Source organism: Azospirillum sp. INR13 (genome assembly GCF_015390205.1).
Classification (GTDB): Bacteria; Pseudomonadota; Alphaproteobacteria; order Azospirillales; family Azospirillaceae; genus Azospirillum.
Window position 1 is genome coordinate 147,358 of record NZ_VUOI01000001.1, and the last position, 14,963, is coordinate 162,320.

Sequence of the window (14,963 nt, forward strand, 5' to 3'; positions counted from 1 at the left end):
CAGGATATGTTAAATTCATAGTTCTTGTTTCATCCATCCCTTTCCATGATCCATCGCTCCATGAATCGCCCGATGAACCGCTGGGCGAACGGATTGACGCCAAGGGGGTATGGAATAGCCGGGCGCGCTGAGGTGTTTGTACCGATGACCAGCCTCACCGCCGAGTCCGGTCCCTGCACTACGGAAAGCAAGGCCATGAGCATCGTCCGCCCCAAGATCCTGACCGCCCTGCTCCTGCCGCGAGCGCCGCCGCACTGTCGGGCTGCGTCGCCACGGGCGGGTACGATCCCTACTACCCGGCCTATGGCGAGACCGTGGTGGTGCCGCCTCCGACCGTATACGCGGTTCCGCCGCCGGTCGTCGTGCAGCCCGGCTATCGCTATCGCACATGGGATGACAACCGCAGCTGGCGCGGGCGGGGCTGGGAAAATCGCAGGGATTGGGGAAACCGCGGGGATCGGGGCAATCGAGGGGATTGGGGCAACCGGGGGAATTGGGGCAACCGGGGCGGAGGCGACCATAACGGCGACCCGCATGCGTGGGAACGCCCCGGCGGCCCGCACGGCTGGGGCCGCTGACGGACACTCAGCCGACGGAAGCGGAAACGCGGTCGACGCGGTTTCGCAGGACCAGGATGGTGTGGTCGTCGTCGCGCACGACACCGTCGCGCAGCAGGACGAGTGCCGCCAGGGTGGGATCGACCTTGTGCAGGTCGCGGTGGATGAACAGGGCCGGCAGCCGGGCGCATCCGCTGGTGTAGAGGACCACATGATCGCCCGGTCCCCACAGCAGATGGACCGACGCCGGAGCCCGCGGATTGAATCCCACCATCGCCCAGCGGGCACCGAGCGCCAGCATCTCCTGCGGGCGCACCACCGCGCCGGCCAGGGTGCCGAGCGCCGTGTAATCGACCGCCTTGCCGTCGAATCGCAGAATCGCCAGGGCGGACCGGCCGATCCGTTTCAGGACCGGATCGTGGGACAGCCCCAACTCGGGCCGAATCCTCAGGTCGCGCCGGATGGCGTTGACCACCACGGGGGCGGGCAGATCGGGCACCGTCGCGGCGACCACCGTCTCGACCTGCGCGATCACCTCCGGCGTCATCCTGGTCAACGGCCCGGCCGGCGCCTTCTCACCGGCTCCGCCTGCCTCCTGATCGGCCGCCTGATCATCCGGCTCGGTCTCGCCGTCGATCATCAGCGCGATTCCACAGGGACCGTCCGGCCCGCGGGCGGAGGAGCAGCGGACGAACCAGTGGTCGATGAAGGGCCCGCGCCGGACGGTTTCGCCACCCTGTCGCTCGACCATCACCGCTCCGGCCTCCGCCATGGCGTCGGCGGGCGGCGAATCGTCGGCACCGGGGCGCAGCACGCGGACCAGCAGCGCCGACCCGATGCCCGGCGTGGCGTGGATGTGGAAACGGTCGGCCAGCCGCCGCGCCGCCTCCAGATCGGCGCCAAGCCCCTGGACCGGGTCCGGCGGCAGTTCGGTCGTTGCGGGATCGCGGTCGTACGCCAAGCACTCGACCCCGGCTCCGGACCGCATGCGGGCGATCAGCAGCGTCCCATCGGGACGGTTCAGCGCATATCCGCACAGCGACGCCACAAGACGGTCCAAACGGGCCGCCTCTTCGGCAGCCAGCACGCCATCGGCCCGCTCCGCCGCGATCCGCCGCGCCGTGGCGATATCGTCGGGCGACGCCACGGAAATGCGACGGTGACCATGGTCGGGGAACATCGGACCGCTCCTGTCGGCGTTCTGGTTGCTCTTCTCCAGAACTTTACAATCCTCTGGCCGCCGATCCCAACGAGAAGGACCGGACCGGCACCGATTTTCGAAGCTTCGGTCCCGGCAACGTCATTCCGCCCGGAAAGCCGCACCCGGATGGACTGTCAGGATGCGATCGCTTCCATCATCGCCGGCTGGCGGATGGGCAGCGCACGCGGCAGGTCGCGGCCGCGCAGCATCTCCGCCGCTTCCCACAGGCGGCCCAGCCCGACGATGGACCGGCAGCCGGTCTTCTCCATGATGCGGGCGCGGTGGACCTCCACCGTCTTGATGCTGATGCCCAGTTCCCAGGCGATGGTCTTGCTCTGCTTGCCGTCGACGATCAGTTCCAGCACCTCCGACTCGCGGCGGCTCAGCAGGGCGAGCCGGCGGACGGCGTCGCGGCTGCGGTCGCGCCGCTCTGCATGGGGATTGCCCGACGCCAGGCAGGCGCGCAGCCGATCCAGGAAGGCCGGGACCGCGAAGGGCCGGGCGATGCAGTCGGACGCCCCGGCCTTCATCGCGGCCACGGCGGCGTCGACATCGCCCTGTCCGGTGACGACCAGAACCGGCAGGTCATGGCCGTGCAGCGATGCCTCGGCCATGAACTCGATGGCGGTCATGTCCGGCAAGTCGTTGCGCACGACGATGCAGGAGGAGGCGGTGCCCAGCACGGCCAGCGCGTCGGCGCCGGTGCTGTGGACGCGGCAGGCAATGCCGACGGCACCCAATGCCCGCGAGAGAGTGCTGCGCGACAGCAGGTCCCCGTCGACGATATGAACGAGGCAGGCGGTATTCACGGAAACCGGCACAGGCATTTGCAGGGGCATCTTGGGACCTCCACCACGGCGGACCGGCGGACAGCGCCGGCTCCTCATGGCGACCGATCGATCTGCGAACCGCCGCCATGACCTGCATTTTAGCGGTCATCCCTTATTGACCGCCGCTGGCGCGAGGGATAGCGGGTGTGTCTAAAAGGATATCGGGGATAGTATACGCGCGAACATCCGCTCGGCACACCCAATCGGGGCACTATCCCACCACATACCGTAAAACCAATCGGCGAGATTCAAGAATATCTTCGCTAAAATCCAGACGATCCGAAGAACCGATGGAAGAATACCACCGGGCCGACGCCGCCTTGCGAGACAGAACAACTCTCGAACAATATCGTTTCGATACGGAATAAAGAAAATTACTCGGCGCCGGAAACGATCCGGCAATCCGTCAGACGCGGCGGCGGGTCGCCAGGACGATGCCGGCGGCGATCAGGGCGATGCCGATCCCGTGATAGAGATGCGGCTGCTCGCCCAGGAACAGAATGGCAAGCAGGCTGCCGAAGACGGGCACCAGATGGATGGCGAGACCCGCCGTGTTGGGGCCGAGCAGTTCCACCGCCCGGTTGAAGCAGAGATAGGCGGCGATGGACGGGAACAGCACGGTATAGCCGACCGCCAGCAGCGTGATGCCGCTCGCCTGCACCGGATGCCCGCTCAGGCTTTCCCAGATGTAGAAGGGCAGCAGCTCCACGGCACCGATGGCGAAGGTGACGACGACGAAGCTCAGGCCATGGATCGCCGGCCGGCGGCGCAGCAGCGTGGTATAGGCGGCATAGATCACCACCGCCGCCAGCATCCAGACATCGCCTGCGTTCAACTCCAGTCCCAGCAGCGTCGCCGGATCGCCATGGGAGATCAGCGTCATCGCACCGACCAGCGAGACGGCGATGCCCAGCCCCTGCATCGCCCCGATCCGGTCGCGGAACAGGACGAGGCTCATCAGGACGATCATCACGGGCATCGACGACTGCAGCATCACGCAGTTCAGCGCGGTCGTCGTGTTCAGCGCGATGTATTGGAAGGTGTTGTAGATGCCGATGCCCAGCGTGCCCAGCAGCAGCACGCTCTTCCACCGCGCCAGGATCGGCGTGATGTCATGGCGCAGGTGCGGCCAGGCGAAGGGCAGCACGATCAGCACGCCCAGGCACCAGCGCCAGAAGGCCAACCCGATGGGCGGCACGGCCCCGGCGACCGCACGCCCCAGGACCGCGTTGCCGGCCCAGAACAGAGGCGGCAGCATCATCAGCAGCCAGGCCTGATCGGCGAGACGGGATCCTTTGACGGGAGCGGTGCGGTCGGCAGGCATGGCGCTGTCCGTCCTCAGCTGCGGCGGCGGGGTGAGGCGAAGACGCTGGATGCGGACACCGCGGCGCTGCGGTCGGCACTGTCTTCGGCACGGAAGACGCTGGGACGCGATTCGCGACGGGGGGGACGCGGCGCGTCCTCGCGACCCTCGCGGCCCTCGCGGGGAGGCTTGGCAGGCTGGCGCAGTTCGGCGTCGAGTTCGGCGATGCGCTTGACCAGCGCTTCACGGATGGCGGGGGCCGCGTGGGCTTTCAGCGTCGCCAGCTGCTCCTTGAGCTGAACCAGCTGGCGCTGCTTCTGCTCGCGGGTGCGCTTGATGGCGACGTTGTCGGAATGCTGGCCCTCGAAGGAGCGCATGGAACAAGCCCTCGTTAAAAATACGGAAGTCAGAGGCCGGCGCCCCCCATTGGGGCGCCCGGCGAGAGGGGCGGATTATTGGGAGGCGCCCGCGCCAAAGCAAGGCGGACTTCGCCTTGACTTTTCCGGATGGCGGAGGGTGGCTGCAACCTGCCAACGTATCCCCGGCGCATCCCCGGGGCATCCACGGCCCCAAAAGAAAAAGGACGCCCCCTTGCGGAGGCGCCCCTTTCCCGAACCGCGGAACGGTCGGCAGATAGACGGACTGCGGGCTGATTAGAAGCCCATGTCGTCCATGCCGCCCATGCCACCCGGCATGCCGCCCGGAGCAGCCTTCTTCTCCGGCTTCTCGGCGATCATCGCCTCGGTGGTGATCAGCAGGCCGGCGATCGAGGCCGCATCCTGCAGGGCGGTGCGGACCACCTTCACCGGGTCGATGATGCCGGCGGCGACCAGATCGGTGAACTCACCCTTCTGGGCGTCGTAGCCGTAGTTGGCGTCGTTCTGGTCCAGCAGCTTGCCGACCACGATCGAACCGTCGGTGCCCGCGTTGTAGGCGATCTGACGGACCGGGGCCTGCAGGGCGCGGCGGATGATGTCGATGCCGACGCGCTGCTCGTCGTTGACCGGGACGAGCTTGTCCAGCGCCTTGCCGGCGTACAGCAGGGCCGAACCGCCACCGGCGACCACACCCTCTTCCACCGCGGCGCGGGTGGCGTGCATGGCATCGTCAACGCGATCCTTGCGCTCCTTCACCTCGACCTCGGTCGCACCGCCGACGCGGATGACCGCGACGCCGCCGGCCAGCTTGGCCAGACGCTCCTGCAGCTTCTCGCGGTCGTAGTCCGAGGTGGTCTCCTCGGCCTGGGCGCGGATCTGGCCGCAACGGGCTTCGATGTCGGCCTTCTCGCCGGCGCCGTCGACGATCGTGGTGGTCTCCTTGGAGATCACGACCTTCTTGGCGGTGCCCAGCATGTCGAGGGTGACGTTCTCGAGCTTGATGCCGAGGTCTTCCGAGATGACCTGGCCGCCGGTCAGGATGGCCATGTCCTCAAGCATCGCCTTGCGGCGGTCGCCGAAGCCCGGGGCCTTGACGGCGGCGATCTTCAGGCCGCCGCGCAGCTTGTTGACGACCAGGGTGGCCAGGGCCTCGCCCTCGATGTCCTCGGCGATGATCAGCAGCGGACGCGACGACTGAACGACGGCCTCGAGGACCGGCAGCAGCGGCTGGAGGCCCGACAGCTTCTTCTCGTGCAGCAGGATGAACGGGTTTTCGAGGTCCGCGATCATCTTGTCGGCGTTGGTGATGAAGTACGGCGACAGGTAGCCGCGGTCGAACTGCATGCCCTCGACGACGTCCAGTTCGGTGTCCAGGCTCTTGGCCTCTTCCACCGTGATGACGCCTTCGTTGCCGACGCGCTCCATCGCCTGGGCGATCATCTTGCCGATTTCGGCTTCGCCGTTGGCGGAGATGGTGCCGACCTGGGCGATCTCGTCGTTGGTCGTGACCTTCTTGGCGCGGGCCTGGATGTCGGCGACGACGGCGGCGACGGCGATGTCGATGCCGCGCTTCAGGTCCATCGGGTTCAGGCCGGCGGCGACCTTCGTCACGCCTTCGCGGACGATGGCCTGGGCCAGGACGGTGGCGGTGGTGGTGCCGTCACCGGCCAGGTCGTTGGTCTTCGAGGCGACCTCGCGGACCATCTGGGCGCCCATGTTCTCGAACTTGTCCGACAGTTCGATTTCCTTGGCGACCGACACGCCGTCCTTGGTGATGCGCGGAGCGCCGAAGGACTTCTCGATCACGACGTTGCGGCCCTTCGGGCCCAGCGTGACCTTCACGGCGTCGGCGAGGATGTCAACGCCACGCAGCAGCTTTTCGCGCGCGGTGGGGCCGAACTTGACGTCTTTGGCAGCCATGTCTCGATTCCTTTAACTTGCAAATTTCGAAGGATACGGGCGGAGGACTTAGGCCTCGATGACGCCCATGATGTCGGATTCCTTCATGATCAGGTAATCGACGCCTTCGATCTTCACTTCCGTGCCCGACCACTTGCCGAACAGGATGCGGTCGCCGGCCTTGACGTCCAGCGCCACGACCTTGCCGGCCTCGTCACGGGCGCCGGGGCCGACGGCGATGATCTCGCCTTCCTGCGGCTTTTCCTTGGCCGTGTCGGGGATGATGATCCCACCCTTGGTCTTGGTGTCGGACTCCAGACGCTTGACGACGACGCGGTCGTGCAGCGGGCGGAACTTCATGGAATGCCTCCTTGGATCAAGGCTTGGTTCTGAATGACGTGATTTGGCGCGGGCGGCGGCTGTTAGCACTCCCACCCGGCGAGTGCCAGACAGCTAATCGAAGCAGTTTGGGGATTCAAGAGGCTCGTTTCGGAATTTGGCGCAAATGCCGGCGGCACTCGTCGCTCCATGCTTCTAACATATTGTCGGAGAACGATTTTCCGTCTTGCGGGAGGGATCGCCGCCGGGCAAGATTTCTTCAAAGGGTCACATGGGGATCCGACCTTCCCGGTATCGGCGCACCGCCATCGGGATCGCATGAGAGCAACCGGACACCGCGCAGTCCCGACCGATCAGCCGACCGCATGGGAGACCACGCATGGCCAATCTCGTCCGCCAGCTCCGTGATTTCCGCCTGACCACGGCCGAGATCCTCTATCACATGCCGGAGTATCCCGGCCTTCTGCAGTGCTATCTCTGGCCGGATCTGGATCAGGCGCCGGAGTATCCCGTCCTGCGGCGCTCCCTCGATTTCTGGCAGCGCAACCTCGACGGCAAGCTGCATTCGGTGCGGCTGGCGACACAGACCCTGATCACCCCCGGCGCTCTGCGTCACGCCGCCGTGGATTTCCGTATTCATTGACGCCCTTCCGGGCTTTTGCAGCAGCCCCCGACGTCACGCCCTCCGCGCCCCTGTGACAGCCGTCACAGCGCCCGCCATCCCGGATCGCTAAAATTTTAGCGAATTCCGGCGATGGAGATTGCGGAGGGCGCGATGATGGCGGAGCGCAGGACAAAGTCCTGGAACGAAGGCTGGAGCGATCGTGATGCAGCCGGCAGCCTGTCCGGCGAGGTGGCGGACGAGGCGGCAAACGGCACCGGCGCCAGTCCCGCCATCGGGCAGCGGACTTGCAAGCCTCCGAGTTTTAGGCTTCCGACCTGCCAGGATCGCGAGGGCAGGCTGGTGGAGGCGCTGCTGGAATGCACGACCATCGCCGGACTGTCCGCGCTCCTGTTCGTCCTGTTCGTGCTGTTCGGGGCGGCCCACACCCTCGCGCCCTGAGCCTCACGCCTCGCCCCGGTAGCCGTTTGCGACAATTTGAAATCTATACTTCCCGCTTCGCGAGCATTTTGCCTAAAATAGCCTCCTTTGAGGGCGTATGTTGCCCTCCTGGCGCGCGAAGCGGGAGTTCTCAATCATGACCACCAAGCCGGTCTGCCAAGCCGCGGTCGACCTCGTGAAGCATTTCGAAGGTCTGTATCTCAAAGCCTATCGCTGCCCGGCGGGCGTCCCCACCATCGGCTACGGTCACACGGCGGGCGTGAAGATGGGCCAGACCATCACTGCCGATCAGGCCGACAGCTTCCTCGCCTCCGACCTGACGGATGCCGCCGGCCGCGTCGACGCGTTGGTGAAGGTGCCCCTCAACGACGACCAGCGCGGCGCCCTGTCCTCCTTCGTCTTCAATCTGGGGGCCGGCAGTCTGCAAAGCTCGACCCTGCTGAAGCTGCTGAACGCCGGCGACTATGCCGGGGCCGCAGGCCAGTTCGGCCGCTGGGTCTACGCCACGGTGAACGGCAAGCCGACCCAGCTGCCGGGCCTCGTCGCCCGCCGTGCGGCCGAGGCGGCACTGTTCCAGAGCCAGACCGCCCAGGCCCAGGGCGGCATCGCCACGGTCGACGGAACCGCCTGAGCGGACACCGCCCGCCCCATACGGGACAAGAGGCGTTTGACGGAGCGGGATGTTCGCACCACATTGGCGAACATCCCACCGCCGTGCTCCGGATTACCGCCGTGACCGCCTTTGCCTCCGACAGCCTCGCCTCCTCCGCCCGCCCCAACCCGAATCGGCCGATCGCCGTCTGGCTTCTGGTCTGCGCCGCCATGGTGCTGGCCATGGCCGTGATCGGCGCCATCACCCGGCTGACCGAATCCGGCCTGTCGATGGTGGAGTGGAAACCGTTGATCGGTATCCTGCCGCCCTTGTCGGAGGCGGAGTGGAACCGGGTCTTCGACCTCTACAAGCAGACGCCGGAGTTCCGCATCTACAACAGCCACATGGATCTGGCGGGGTTCCAGTCGATCTTCTGGTGGGAATGGTTCCACCGGCTGTGGGGCCAACTGATCGGGTTCGTCTTCCTCATCCCCTTCCTGCGCTTCTGGATGCAGGGCCGCATCTCGGCCGAACTGTGGCCGAAACTGATGGGCCTGTTCCTGCTGGGCGGGCTGCAGGGCGGCATCGGCTGGTTCATGGTGAAGAGCGGGCTGGTCGATGCGCCGAACGTCAGCCATTACCGGCTGGCCCTGCATCTCGGCACCGCGATCCTGATCTACGCCTTGCTGCTGCGCACTGCGCTGGGGTTGCTCGACCCGCTGCCGCTGGCGGGGTGGCGTCCGGAGGCTGCCGGCCTGCGCCGCCTTGCCGGCTGGGCGCTTGGGCTGGTCGCCGTCACCATCGTCTGGGGCGCCTTCGTCGCCGGATCGGACGCCGGCCTCGCCTACAACACCTTCCCGCTGATGGCCGGCCACTGGATTCCGCCGGAGGTGAACACGCTGACCCCCTGGTGGCTCAATCCGTTCGAGAACACCGCGTCGATCCAGCTCATCCACCGCGCGCTGGCGATCCTGACCGGAGTCGTGGTCCTGGTGCTGTCCGCCCGCATCCTGAACGCCCGCCTGCCCGGCCGGGCCAGCCGCGCCGCTGTGGCGTCGGCCGCCATGATCCTGCTGCAGATCGCGCTGGGCATCGTCACGCTGCTGACCGTGGTGTGGCTCCCGGTCGCCGCCGCCCACCAGGCCGGCGCGATCCTGGTGGTGTCGATGCTGGTGTGGCTGCAGTTCGAGCTGCGGCCGGTGCGGCGGGAGTAACGCGCGCCGTAGTCTTGCCGGCGCGCGGACAAGCGATGGCAAGATTTACACGGATGTCACGGATTTAGACACGGATTACACGGATTTTCCTATGGCTTGCCGAAGCGGATGCTCTCAGGAAGGCCAAGGCCTTGCAGAAGAACATCCGTGACATCCGTGTTCAAATCCGTGACATCCGTGGAAAAATTGTCGAACACACCCGCATCCCGCAAAAGCGCGAGGCTCACGCCCCTTCGGCCAGATCGTACATCGCGTCGATGTCCGCGATCAGGACCTTGTTGCCTTCCTGCAGCGAGATGACGCCCGCGGTCTTCAACTGGGTGAAGGTGCGGCTGACCGTCTCGGTGGTCAGGCCCAGATAATCGGCGATGTCGGCGCGGCTCATCGGCACGAAGACCGGGTTTTCCTTGTGACCGCGGCGGGCGGCCCGCTGGGACAGCATCAGCAGGAAGGAGCAGATCTTCTCCTTCGCCGTCTTGCGGCCGAGCAGGAGCATCTGGTCCTGCGCGGCGGCCAGCTCGTTCGACGCCATGGAGAACAGGCGCCGCTGCATCTTGGGGAATTCCTCCAGCAGAGCGTCGATCTTCTTGCGCGGAAAGCGGCAGAGCGAGGCGCTGGTGACGGTCTCTGCGGTGTAGGCATAGCTGTCGTTGACGGCCAGCCCCAGGAAGTCGCCGGTCACCAGGAAGCCGGTGATCTGGCGCCGGCCGTCCGGCAGCAGCTTGTACAGCTTCACCGTACCGGAGGTGACGTTGTAGAGCGCGTCGGCCGCGTCGCCTTCGGCGAACAGGGTGTGGCCGGCATCGATGCGCACATTCTGCAGAATGTCGGCAAGACGGCGCAGCTCCTCCGGTTCCAGCGCGGCGCAAACCGTCAGGCTGCGCACGGGACAGGCCCCGCAGGGATTCATTTCCGTCGCAGCGCTCTTTTCCCGAGCGCGAACCGTATCAAAAGGTGGCATGGACGAACCCAGCCTTTCATTCCGCATGGGCTCATATTGGTGGCAATCGCCGAGAATCGCAACCTCGCACGCATACAACCTTTTCTTTGCCCATACGGGCTTTGGCACTATTGCCTCCGGACAGCCTCCGGGGCGGGCGGCTCGGTCCCGGACCGGGGAGCCGCCGGCAGGTCGTCGTCGAACAGGACGCGGTGCGCCGCGCCGTCGAGATCGTCAAACTGGCCGGACTTCAGCGCCCACAGAAAGGCCGCCAGCCCCAGACCGCCCAGGCTGAGCGCGATCGCGATCAGATAGAGAAGCTCGTCCATCACCCGAATCCTTACCCGGCAGATCCCGCACAGTCATATCCTGGACGGGAACATCCTTGACGACGGCACCGCGGGCCAGCCGCAGCGCGTTGAGAATGACGATCAGCGACGACGACGACATGGCGAGCGCCGCCAGCAGCGGCGTCAGCATTCCGCCCATCGCGAGCGGCACCGCGAAGAGGTTATACACCAGTGCGATGCCGAAATTCTGCCGGACCAGGCGGCCGGACCGGCGGGCGACCTCCACCGTCTCGACGATCGGGCGCAGCAGGCGGCCCTGGAACACCACGTCGGCCGCGGTCTGGCTGACGTCCACCGCGGTGGAGGGCGACATCGACACCGCCGCCGCGGCCAGCGCCGGGGCGTCGTTCAGCCCGTCGCCCACCATCAGAACGGTGCGTCCCTCGTCGGCCAGTTCCGCCAGCACGGCGGTCTTGTCGGCAGGCGTCTGCTCGGCCCGCCAGTCGGCGATGCCCAGCCGCTCCGCCACCGCCGCAACAGCGCCACGGCGGTCGCCCGACAGCAGCCGCACCTCCAGCCCGCGGGCCTTCAGCGCCGCCACCACGGCCGCGGCGTCCGGCCGCGGAGCGTCGAGGAACACGATTCGCCGCGGCTCCTCGCCCGGACGGGCGAGCCACAGCTCCGGACCGGCGGCGTCCTCCGCCTCCAGCGGCGCACCGGTGAAACGGCGGCTGCCGAGCCGAACCTCCCCATCCGGGGTATGCAGCGACAGGCCGGCACCGGCGATCTCGCGGACGCCTGCGGCCACCGGCACCTGTGGCGCGGCTGCAGCGAGGGCGCGGGCGAGCGGATGGCGGCTTGCCGCGGCGAGCGAGGCCGCCAGCGCCAGATCCTCGGCCGCCAGCCCGTCCAGCTGCGGAACCGGGCGCCCTTCGGTCAGGGTTCCGGTCTTGTCGAACACCACCGTGTCGATGGCGGCTAGTCGTTCCAACGCGGTCGGGCTCTTCAACAGGGTGCCCTGGCGCATCAGGCGACCGCTGGCGATCACTTGCACCACCGGCACCGCCAGCGCCAGCGCGCAGGGGCAGGTGATGATCAGCACGGCGATGGCATTCATCAGCGCGTCCTGCCACATCGCCCCGCCCAGCAGCATCCAGGCGGCGAAGGTGCTCAGGGCGGCCAGATGCACCACCGGGGCATAGAGCCGCGACACCCGGTCGGCGATGGCGACATATTTGGCGCGCCCCTGCTCCGCCACCTCCATCAGCCGGACGATCTCGGCCAGCAGCGTGCCCTCCCCCACCGCGGTGACGGTCAGGCGCAGCGGCGCGGTCAGGTTCAGCGTTCCGGCGAAGACCTGGTCGCCCGGCCTTGCGGTGCCCGGCACCGTCTCGCCGGTGATCAGGCCGGTGTCGAGGTCGGAGATGCCGTCGGACACCCGGCCGTCCACCGGGATGCGCTCGCCGGCCGCGACCAGGATGGTGGATCCGCTGGTGACCTGTTCCGGCGGAACGACGGCGCTGGTGCCGTCCTCGCGCAGGATGGTGACGGCGTTGGCGCGCAGTCCCAGCAGCTGTTCCGCCGCCGAACGCGCCCGGCCACGCGCCCGCTGGTCGAGATAGCGGCCGACCAGCAGGAAGAACAGCAGCATCACGCCGCCGTCGAAGTAGGCATGGTCGCCGCTGTGGATCGTCTCGAACAGGCTCATGCCGGTGGCGAGCAGGACGCCGATGGTGATCGGCACGTCCATGTTGGTGCGGCCGTGGCGCAGCGCCGACAGCGCCGAGCGCGCGAAGGGACGCAGCGCATAGGCGATGGCCGGCATGCAGATCAGCGCCGAAATCCAGTGCATCAGGTCGCGGGTGGCGCTGCCCATGCCCTGGCTGTGTCCGGCCCAGACCGACACCGACAGCAGCATGACGTTGCCCATGGCGAAGCCGGCGACGGCCATGGCGCGCAGAAGCTCCTTCTCGCTCCTCGCCTGGGCACTGCCCAGCCGGTCCGGATCGAAGGGCACGGCGCGATAGCCCAGCTGCGCGACGGTGCCGACCACCGTGTTGGCATTGGTGACCTTGGGGTCCCAGCGCACCGTCAGCCGGCGCGTGGTCATGTTCATGCGGGCGTGGCCGACGCCCGGCTGGCGGCTGAGCGCCGATTCGATCAGCCAGACGCAGGCGGCGCACTGCATGCCATCGACCATCAGGTGCAGGCTGCGGGTGCCATCGGACTCCTCGCGCGCATGCGGTTCGTAATCCACCGTCGGGGCGTCGTCGGGGCGCAGCGGGCGCGCGGTGGGATCGACGCTGCGGCGCTCGTAATAGCGCTCCAGCCCCAGGCCGCGGACGAGATCGTAGGCGGCGGCGCAGCCTGTGCAGCAGAAGGGGCCCGGTCCCATCGGTGGCGGTCGTGGCGGCGTTGGAGTTGGCAGCAGCGGCGGCTTGCTCGCCCAGTTCCTGTCCGCAATGGAGGCAGACGCTCATCTCACAGCACCCCGATGATCCCGGCCCGGCAATCGCTGCCGATTGGCCCCTTCAAAGCTCACTGCACCCAGACGCGCTTCTGGTCCTGATAATCTCCGGTGGAGTGGGTGATGACGAAGCGCATGTCCCACTGGCCTTCCAGGTCCAGTTCCACCGGAGCGCCGTAACGGCCTTCGCCCAGATACGGCAGGGTCAGCGTCTTGTCGTGGCCGACGGTGGTCGGACGGATCATCGACACGGTGACGCCGGCATCCTTCAGGACGCGGCCTTCCTTGTCGCGGGCGGTGATGGCGACCAGGGCCTTGCGAGGCTCGGTGCTGGTGAACTCCGCCTGCACCTGCCAGCCGCGTTCGGCCTGGGCGCGGGCGCCGGCGAGATCCTTGTTGTAGCTGATGCCCTTGATGAAGTGGTTCTCGGTCTGCACCCCGGTCCAGCTCGACATGGCGAAATGGACCATGATCGCGTTCACCGACAGAACGATCATGAAGAGGCCGACGAAGATCCAGGGGATGTACCATCCCTTCTGGCGCGGCGGCTTGACACGCTTCGGAGCGGTGGGGCGGTTTCCGGTGGTCGTGCTGATGGTCATGGTCGCTGGCTGCCCTTCGACTGGTCGGCGGCTTCTGGTCGGCAAATCCTGCTGGCCGGTCGGGGCACTATGGCGACCGATTGCCGCAGGTACATTGCGCTGGATCAAATGACAGGAAGTTCACGGAACCGCCAGCCGGCAGGCCGTTTCCCATAGGAAAAGGGCGCCGGGGAGCGAACTCCCCGACGCCCTCCCGGTCGGTTCCGAACCTGTTCCCGGATCAGGATCGGCTTACTTGCCGCCGCCCAGGTTGTGGACGTAGACCGCCAGCGACTTGATCGTCGCGTCGTCCAGACGCTTCGACCAAGCCGGCATCATGCCGGCACGGCCGTTGGTCACCGTGTCCATCAGCGTGGCCTTGTCGCTGCCATAGAGCCAGTTGGCCTGCTTCAGCGGAGGAGCGCCGACGCCGTCGAGACCGGCGGCGACCGAACCCTGGCCCGCGTCGCCATGGCAGGCGGCGCAGTTCTCGTCATAGACGGTCTTGCCCTTGGCGACCTTGCCCGCATCGGCGGTCTTGCCGTTCAGCGACAGCACATAGTCCGTGACCTGGTCGATCTGGTCGCGGTTGAGGATGCCGTCCTTGCCGAAGGCGGTCATGCCGACGTTCGGCACACCACGGGTGTCGCCGTCGTCGGCGCGGATGCCGTGCTGGATGGTCTTGTAGATGTCGGCCGAGGAGCCGCCCCACAGCCAAACGTCGTCGGCCAGCGTCGGGAAGCCCTTGGCACCCTGACCGCCGGCGCCGTGGCAGGCGGCGCAGTTCTCGTTGAAGTAGGACCGGCCGCCGGCCATGGCGAAGCCCAGCAGGTCCTTGTCCTTCTGGATTTCGTCGACCGACTTGGCGGCGATGGCGGTCAGGAACTTCGCCTGGCCGGCCTTCGCCTCCGCCATCCTGGTATCGAGTTCCTCACGCTGCGAATAGCCGAGGATGCCCTTCGTGTAGGTCTTGCCCAGCGGCCAGGCCGGGTAGAACACGTAGTACACCAGCGACCAGGCGATGCAGACGTAGAAGAGGTACAGCCACCACTTGGGCAGCGGGTTGTTCAGTTCGCGCAGTCCATCCCACTCGTGGCCGGTGGTCTCGACGCCGGACAGCTCGTCCTTGTAATTCTGTGCCATGGTCTAAAGCTCCTGACCATCATCCTTGAGCGGGATCTGGGCGGCGTCGTCGAAGGTGCGGCGGTTGCCGGGCCACATGGCGTAAACCAGGATGCCCGTCAGCAGCAGCGTCAACCACACCGTCCAGAAGGACCGAAGCATCACCGTGATCGAATCCAAGTCCATGG

16 protein-coding genes are annotated in these 14,963 nt (G+C 66.9%); 4 read left to right on the plus strand and 12 right to left on the minus strand.

What is annotated here, in order from left to right; genetic code table 11:
• Positions 1 to 585 precede the first annotated feature (585 nt).
• The 6 genes from F1643_RS00730 to groES all read right to left on the minus strand — a co-directional run bounded on the left by F1643_RS00730 (position 586) and on the right by groES (position 6,527).
• Positions 586 to 1,737, minus strand: a complete 1,152-nt coding sequence (locus tag F1643_RS00730; protein ID WP_194909852.1) for a hypothetical protein — start codon at positions 1,735 to 1,737, stop codon at positions 586 to 588.
• Positions 1,738 to 1,892: 155 nt separating this feature from the next.
• Positions 1,893 to 2,597: a response regulator transcription factor gene (locus F1643_RS00735; RefSeq protein WP_194909854.1), complete on the minus strand. Its 705-nt coding sequence runs from the start codon at positions 2,595 to 2,597 to the stop codon at positions 1,893 to 1,895.
• 397 nt (positions 2,598 to 2,994) lie between these two features.
• Positions 2,995 to 3,912 carry a DMT family transporter gene (locus F1643_RS00740; protein WP_194909856.1) on the minus strand — a complete coding sequence of 306 codons (918 nt, stop codon included), beginning with the start codon at positions 3,910 to 3,912 and terminating at the stop codon, positions 2,995 to 2,997.
• 14 nt (positions 3,913 to 3,926) lie between these two features.
• Positions 3,927 to 4,268 (minus strand): hypothetical protein, encoded by a 342-nt coding sequence (locus tag F1643_RS00745; protein WP_194909857.1) that lies wholly within the window; start codon positions 4,266 to 4,268, stop codon positions 3,927 to 3,929.
• Positions 4,269 to 4,544: 276 nt separating this feature from the next.
• Positions 4,545 to 6,188, minus strand: a complete 1,644-nt coding sequence (gene groL, locus F1643_RS00750; RefSeq protein ID WP_194909858.1) for a chaperonin GroEL — start codon at positions 6,186 to 6,188, stop codon at positions 4,545 to 4,547.
• Between the two features lie 48 nt (positions 6,189 to 6,236).
• Entirely contained in the window at positions 6,237 to 6,527 is a 291-nt protein-coding gene (gene groES / locus F1643_RS00755; RefSeq protein WP_014248860.1) for a co-chaperone GroES, read from the minus strand.
• Between the two features lie 358 nt (positions 6,528 to 6,885).
• Here groES and F1643_RS00760 point away from each other — a divergent pair, with 358 nt between their 5' ends.
• From F1643_RS00760 to F1643_RS00775, 4 genes are all read left to right on the plus strand, one after another.
• Positions 6,886 to 7,149, plus strand: coding sequence for a Usg family protein (locus tag F1643_RS00760; RefSeq protein ID WP_194909859.1), 264 nt, complete (start codon positions 6,886 to 6,888; stop codon positions 7,147 to 7,149).
• 111 nt (positions 7,150 to 7,260) lie between these two features.
• Positions 7,261 to 7,569, plus strand: a complete 309-nt coding sequence (locus tag F1643_RS00765) for a hypothetical protein (RefSeq protein WP_194909860.1) — start codon at positions 7,261 to 7,263, stop codon at positions 7,567 to 7,569.
• A 136-nt stretch (positions 7,570 to 7,705) separates the two neighbouring features.
• A complete protein-coding gene (locus tag F1643_RS00770) occupies positions 7,706 to 8,200 on the plus strand; it encodes a lysozyme (RefSeq protein ID WP_194909861.1) in 495 nt (164 codons plus the stop codon).
• A 101-nt stretch (positions 8,201 to 8,301) separates the two neighbouring features.
• Positions 8,302 to 9,375, plus strand: a complete 1,074-nt coding sequence (locus F1643_RS00775) for a COX15/CtaA family protein (RefSeq protein WP_194909862.1) — start codon at positions 8,302 to 8,304, stop codon at positions 9,373 to 9,375.
• A gap of 223 nt (positions 9,376 to 9,598) precedes the next feature.
• On the opposite strand, the gene F1643_RS00780 is transcribed toward F1643_RS00775, so the two are convergent.
• The 6 genes from F1643_RS00780 to F1643_RS00800 form a co-directional block, all read right to left on the minus strand.
• Positions 9,599 to 10,285 carry a Crp/Fnr family transcriptional regulator gene (locus F1643_RS00780; protein ID WP_149223987.1) on the minus strand — a complete coding sequence of 229 codons (687 nt, stop codon included), beginning with the start codon at positions 10,283 to 10,285 and terminating at the stop codon, positions 9,599 to 9,601.
• A 158-nt stretch (positions 10,286 to 10,443) separates the two neighbouring features.
• The gene (gene ccoS, locus F1643_RS21930) at positions 10,444 to 10,644 is read right to left on the minus strand and encodes a cbb3-type cytochrome oxidase assembly protein CcoS (protein WP_255542266.1); all 201 of its coding nucleotides are present in this window, start codon (positions 10,642 to 10,644) and stop codon (positions 10,444 to 10,446) included.
• On the minus strand, positions 10,550 to 13,000 hold the full coding sequence (locus F1643_RS00785; protein ID WP_194909863.1) for a heavy metal translocating P-type ATPase: 2,451 nt from the start codon (positions 12,998 to 13,000) through the stop codon (positions 10,550 to 10,552). The genes ccoS and F1643_RS00785 overlap by 95 nt, the downstream gene beginning before the upstream one ends.
• A 143-nt stretch (positions 13,001 to 13,143) precedes the next feature.
• Positions 13,144 to 13,674, minus strand: a complete 531-nt coding sequence (locus F1643_RS00790; RefSeq protein ID WP_194909864.1) for a FixH family protein — start codon at positions 13,672 to 13,674, stop codon at positions 13,144 to 13,146.
• 231 nt (positions 13,675 to 13,905) lie between these two features.
• Positions 13,906 to 14,796 (minus strand): cytochrome-c oxidase, cbb3-type subunit III, encoded by an 891-nt coding sequence (ccoP, locus tag F1643_RS00795; RefSeq protein ID WP_194909865.1) that lies wholly within the window; start codon positions 14,794 to 14,796, stop codon positions 13,906 to 13,908.
• Between the two features lie 3 nt (positions 14,797 to 14,799).
• Positions 14,800 to 14,961, minus strand: a complete 162-nt coding sequence (locus tag F1643_RS00800; protein ID WP_014248870.1) for a cbb3-type cytochrome c oxidase subunit 3 — start codon at positions 14,959 to 14,961, stop codon at positions 14,800 to 14,802.
• Positions 14,962 to 14,963 lie beyond the last annotated feature (2 nt).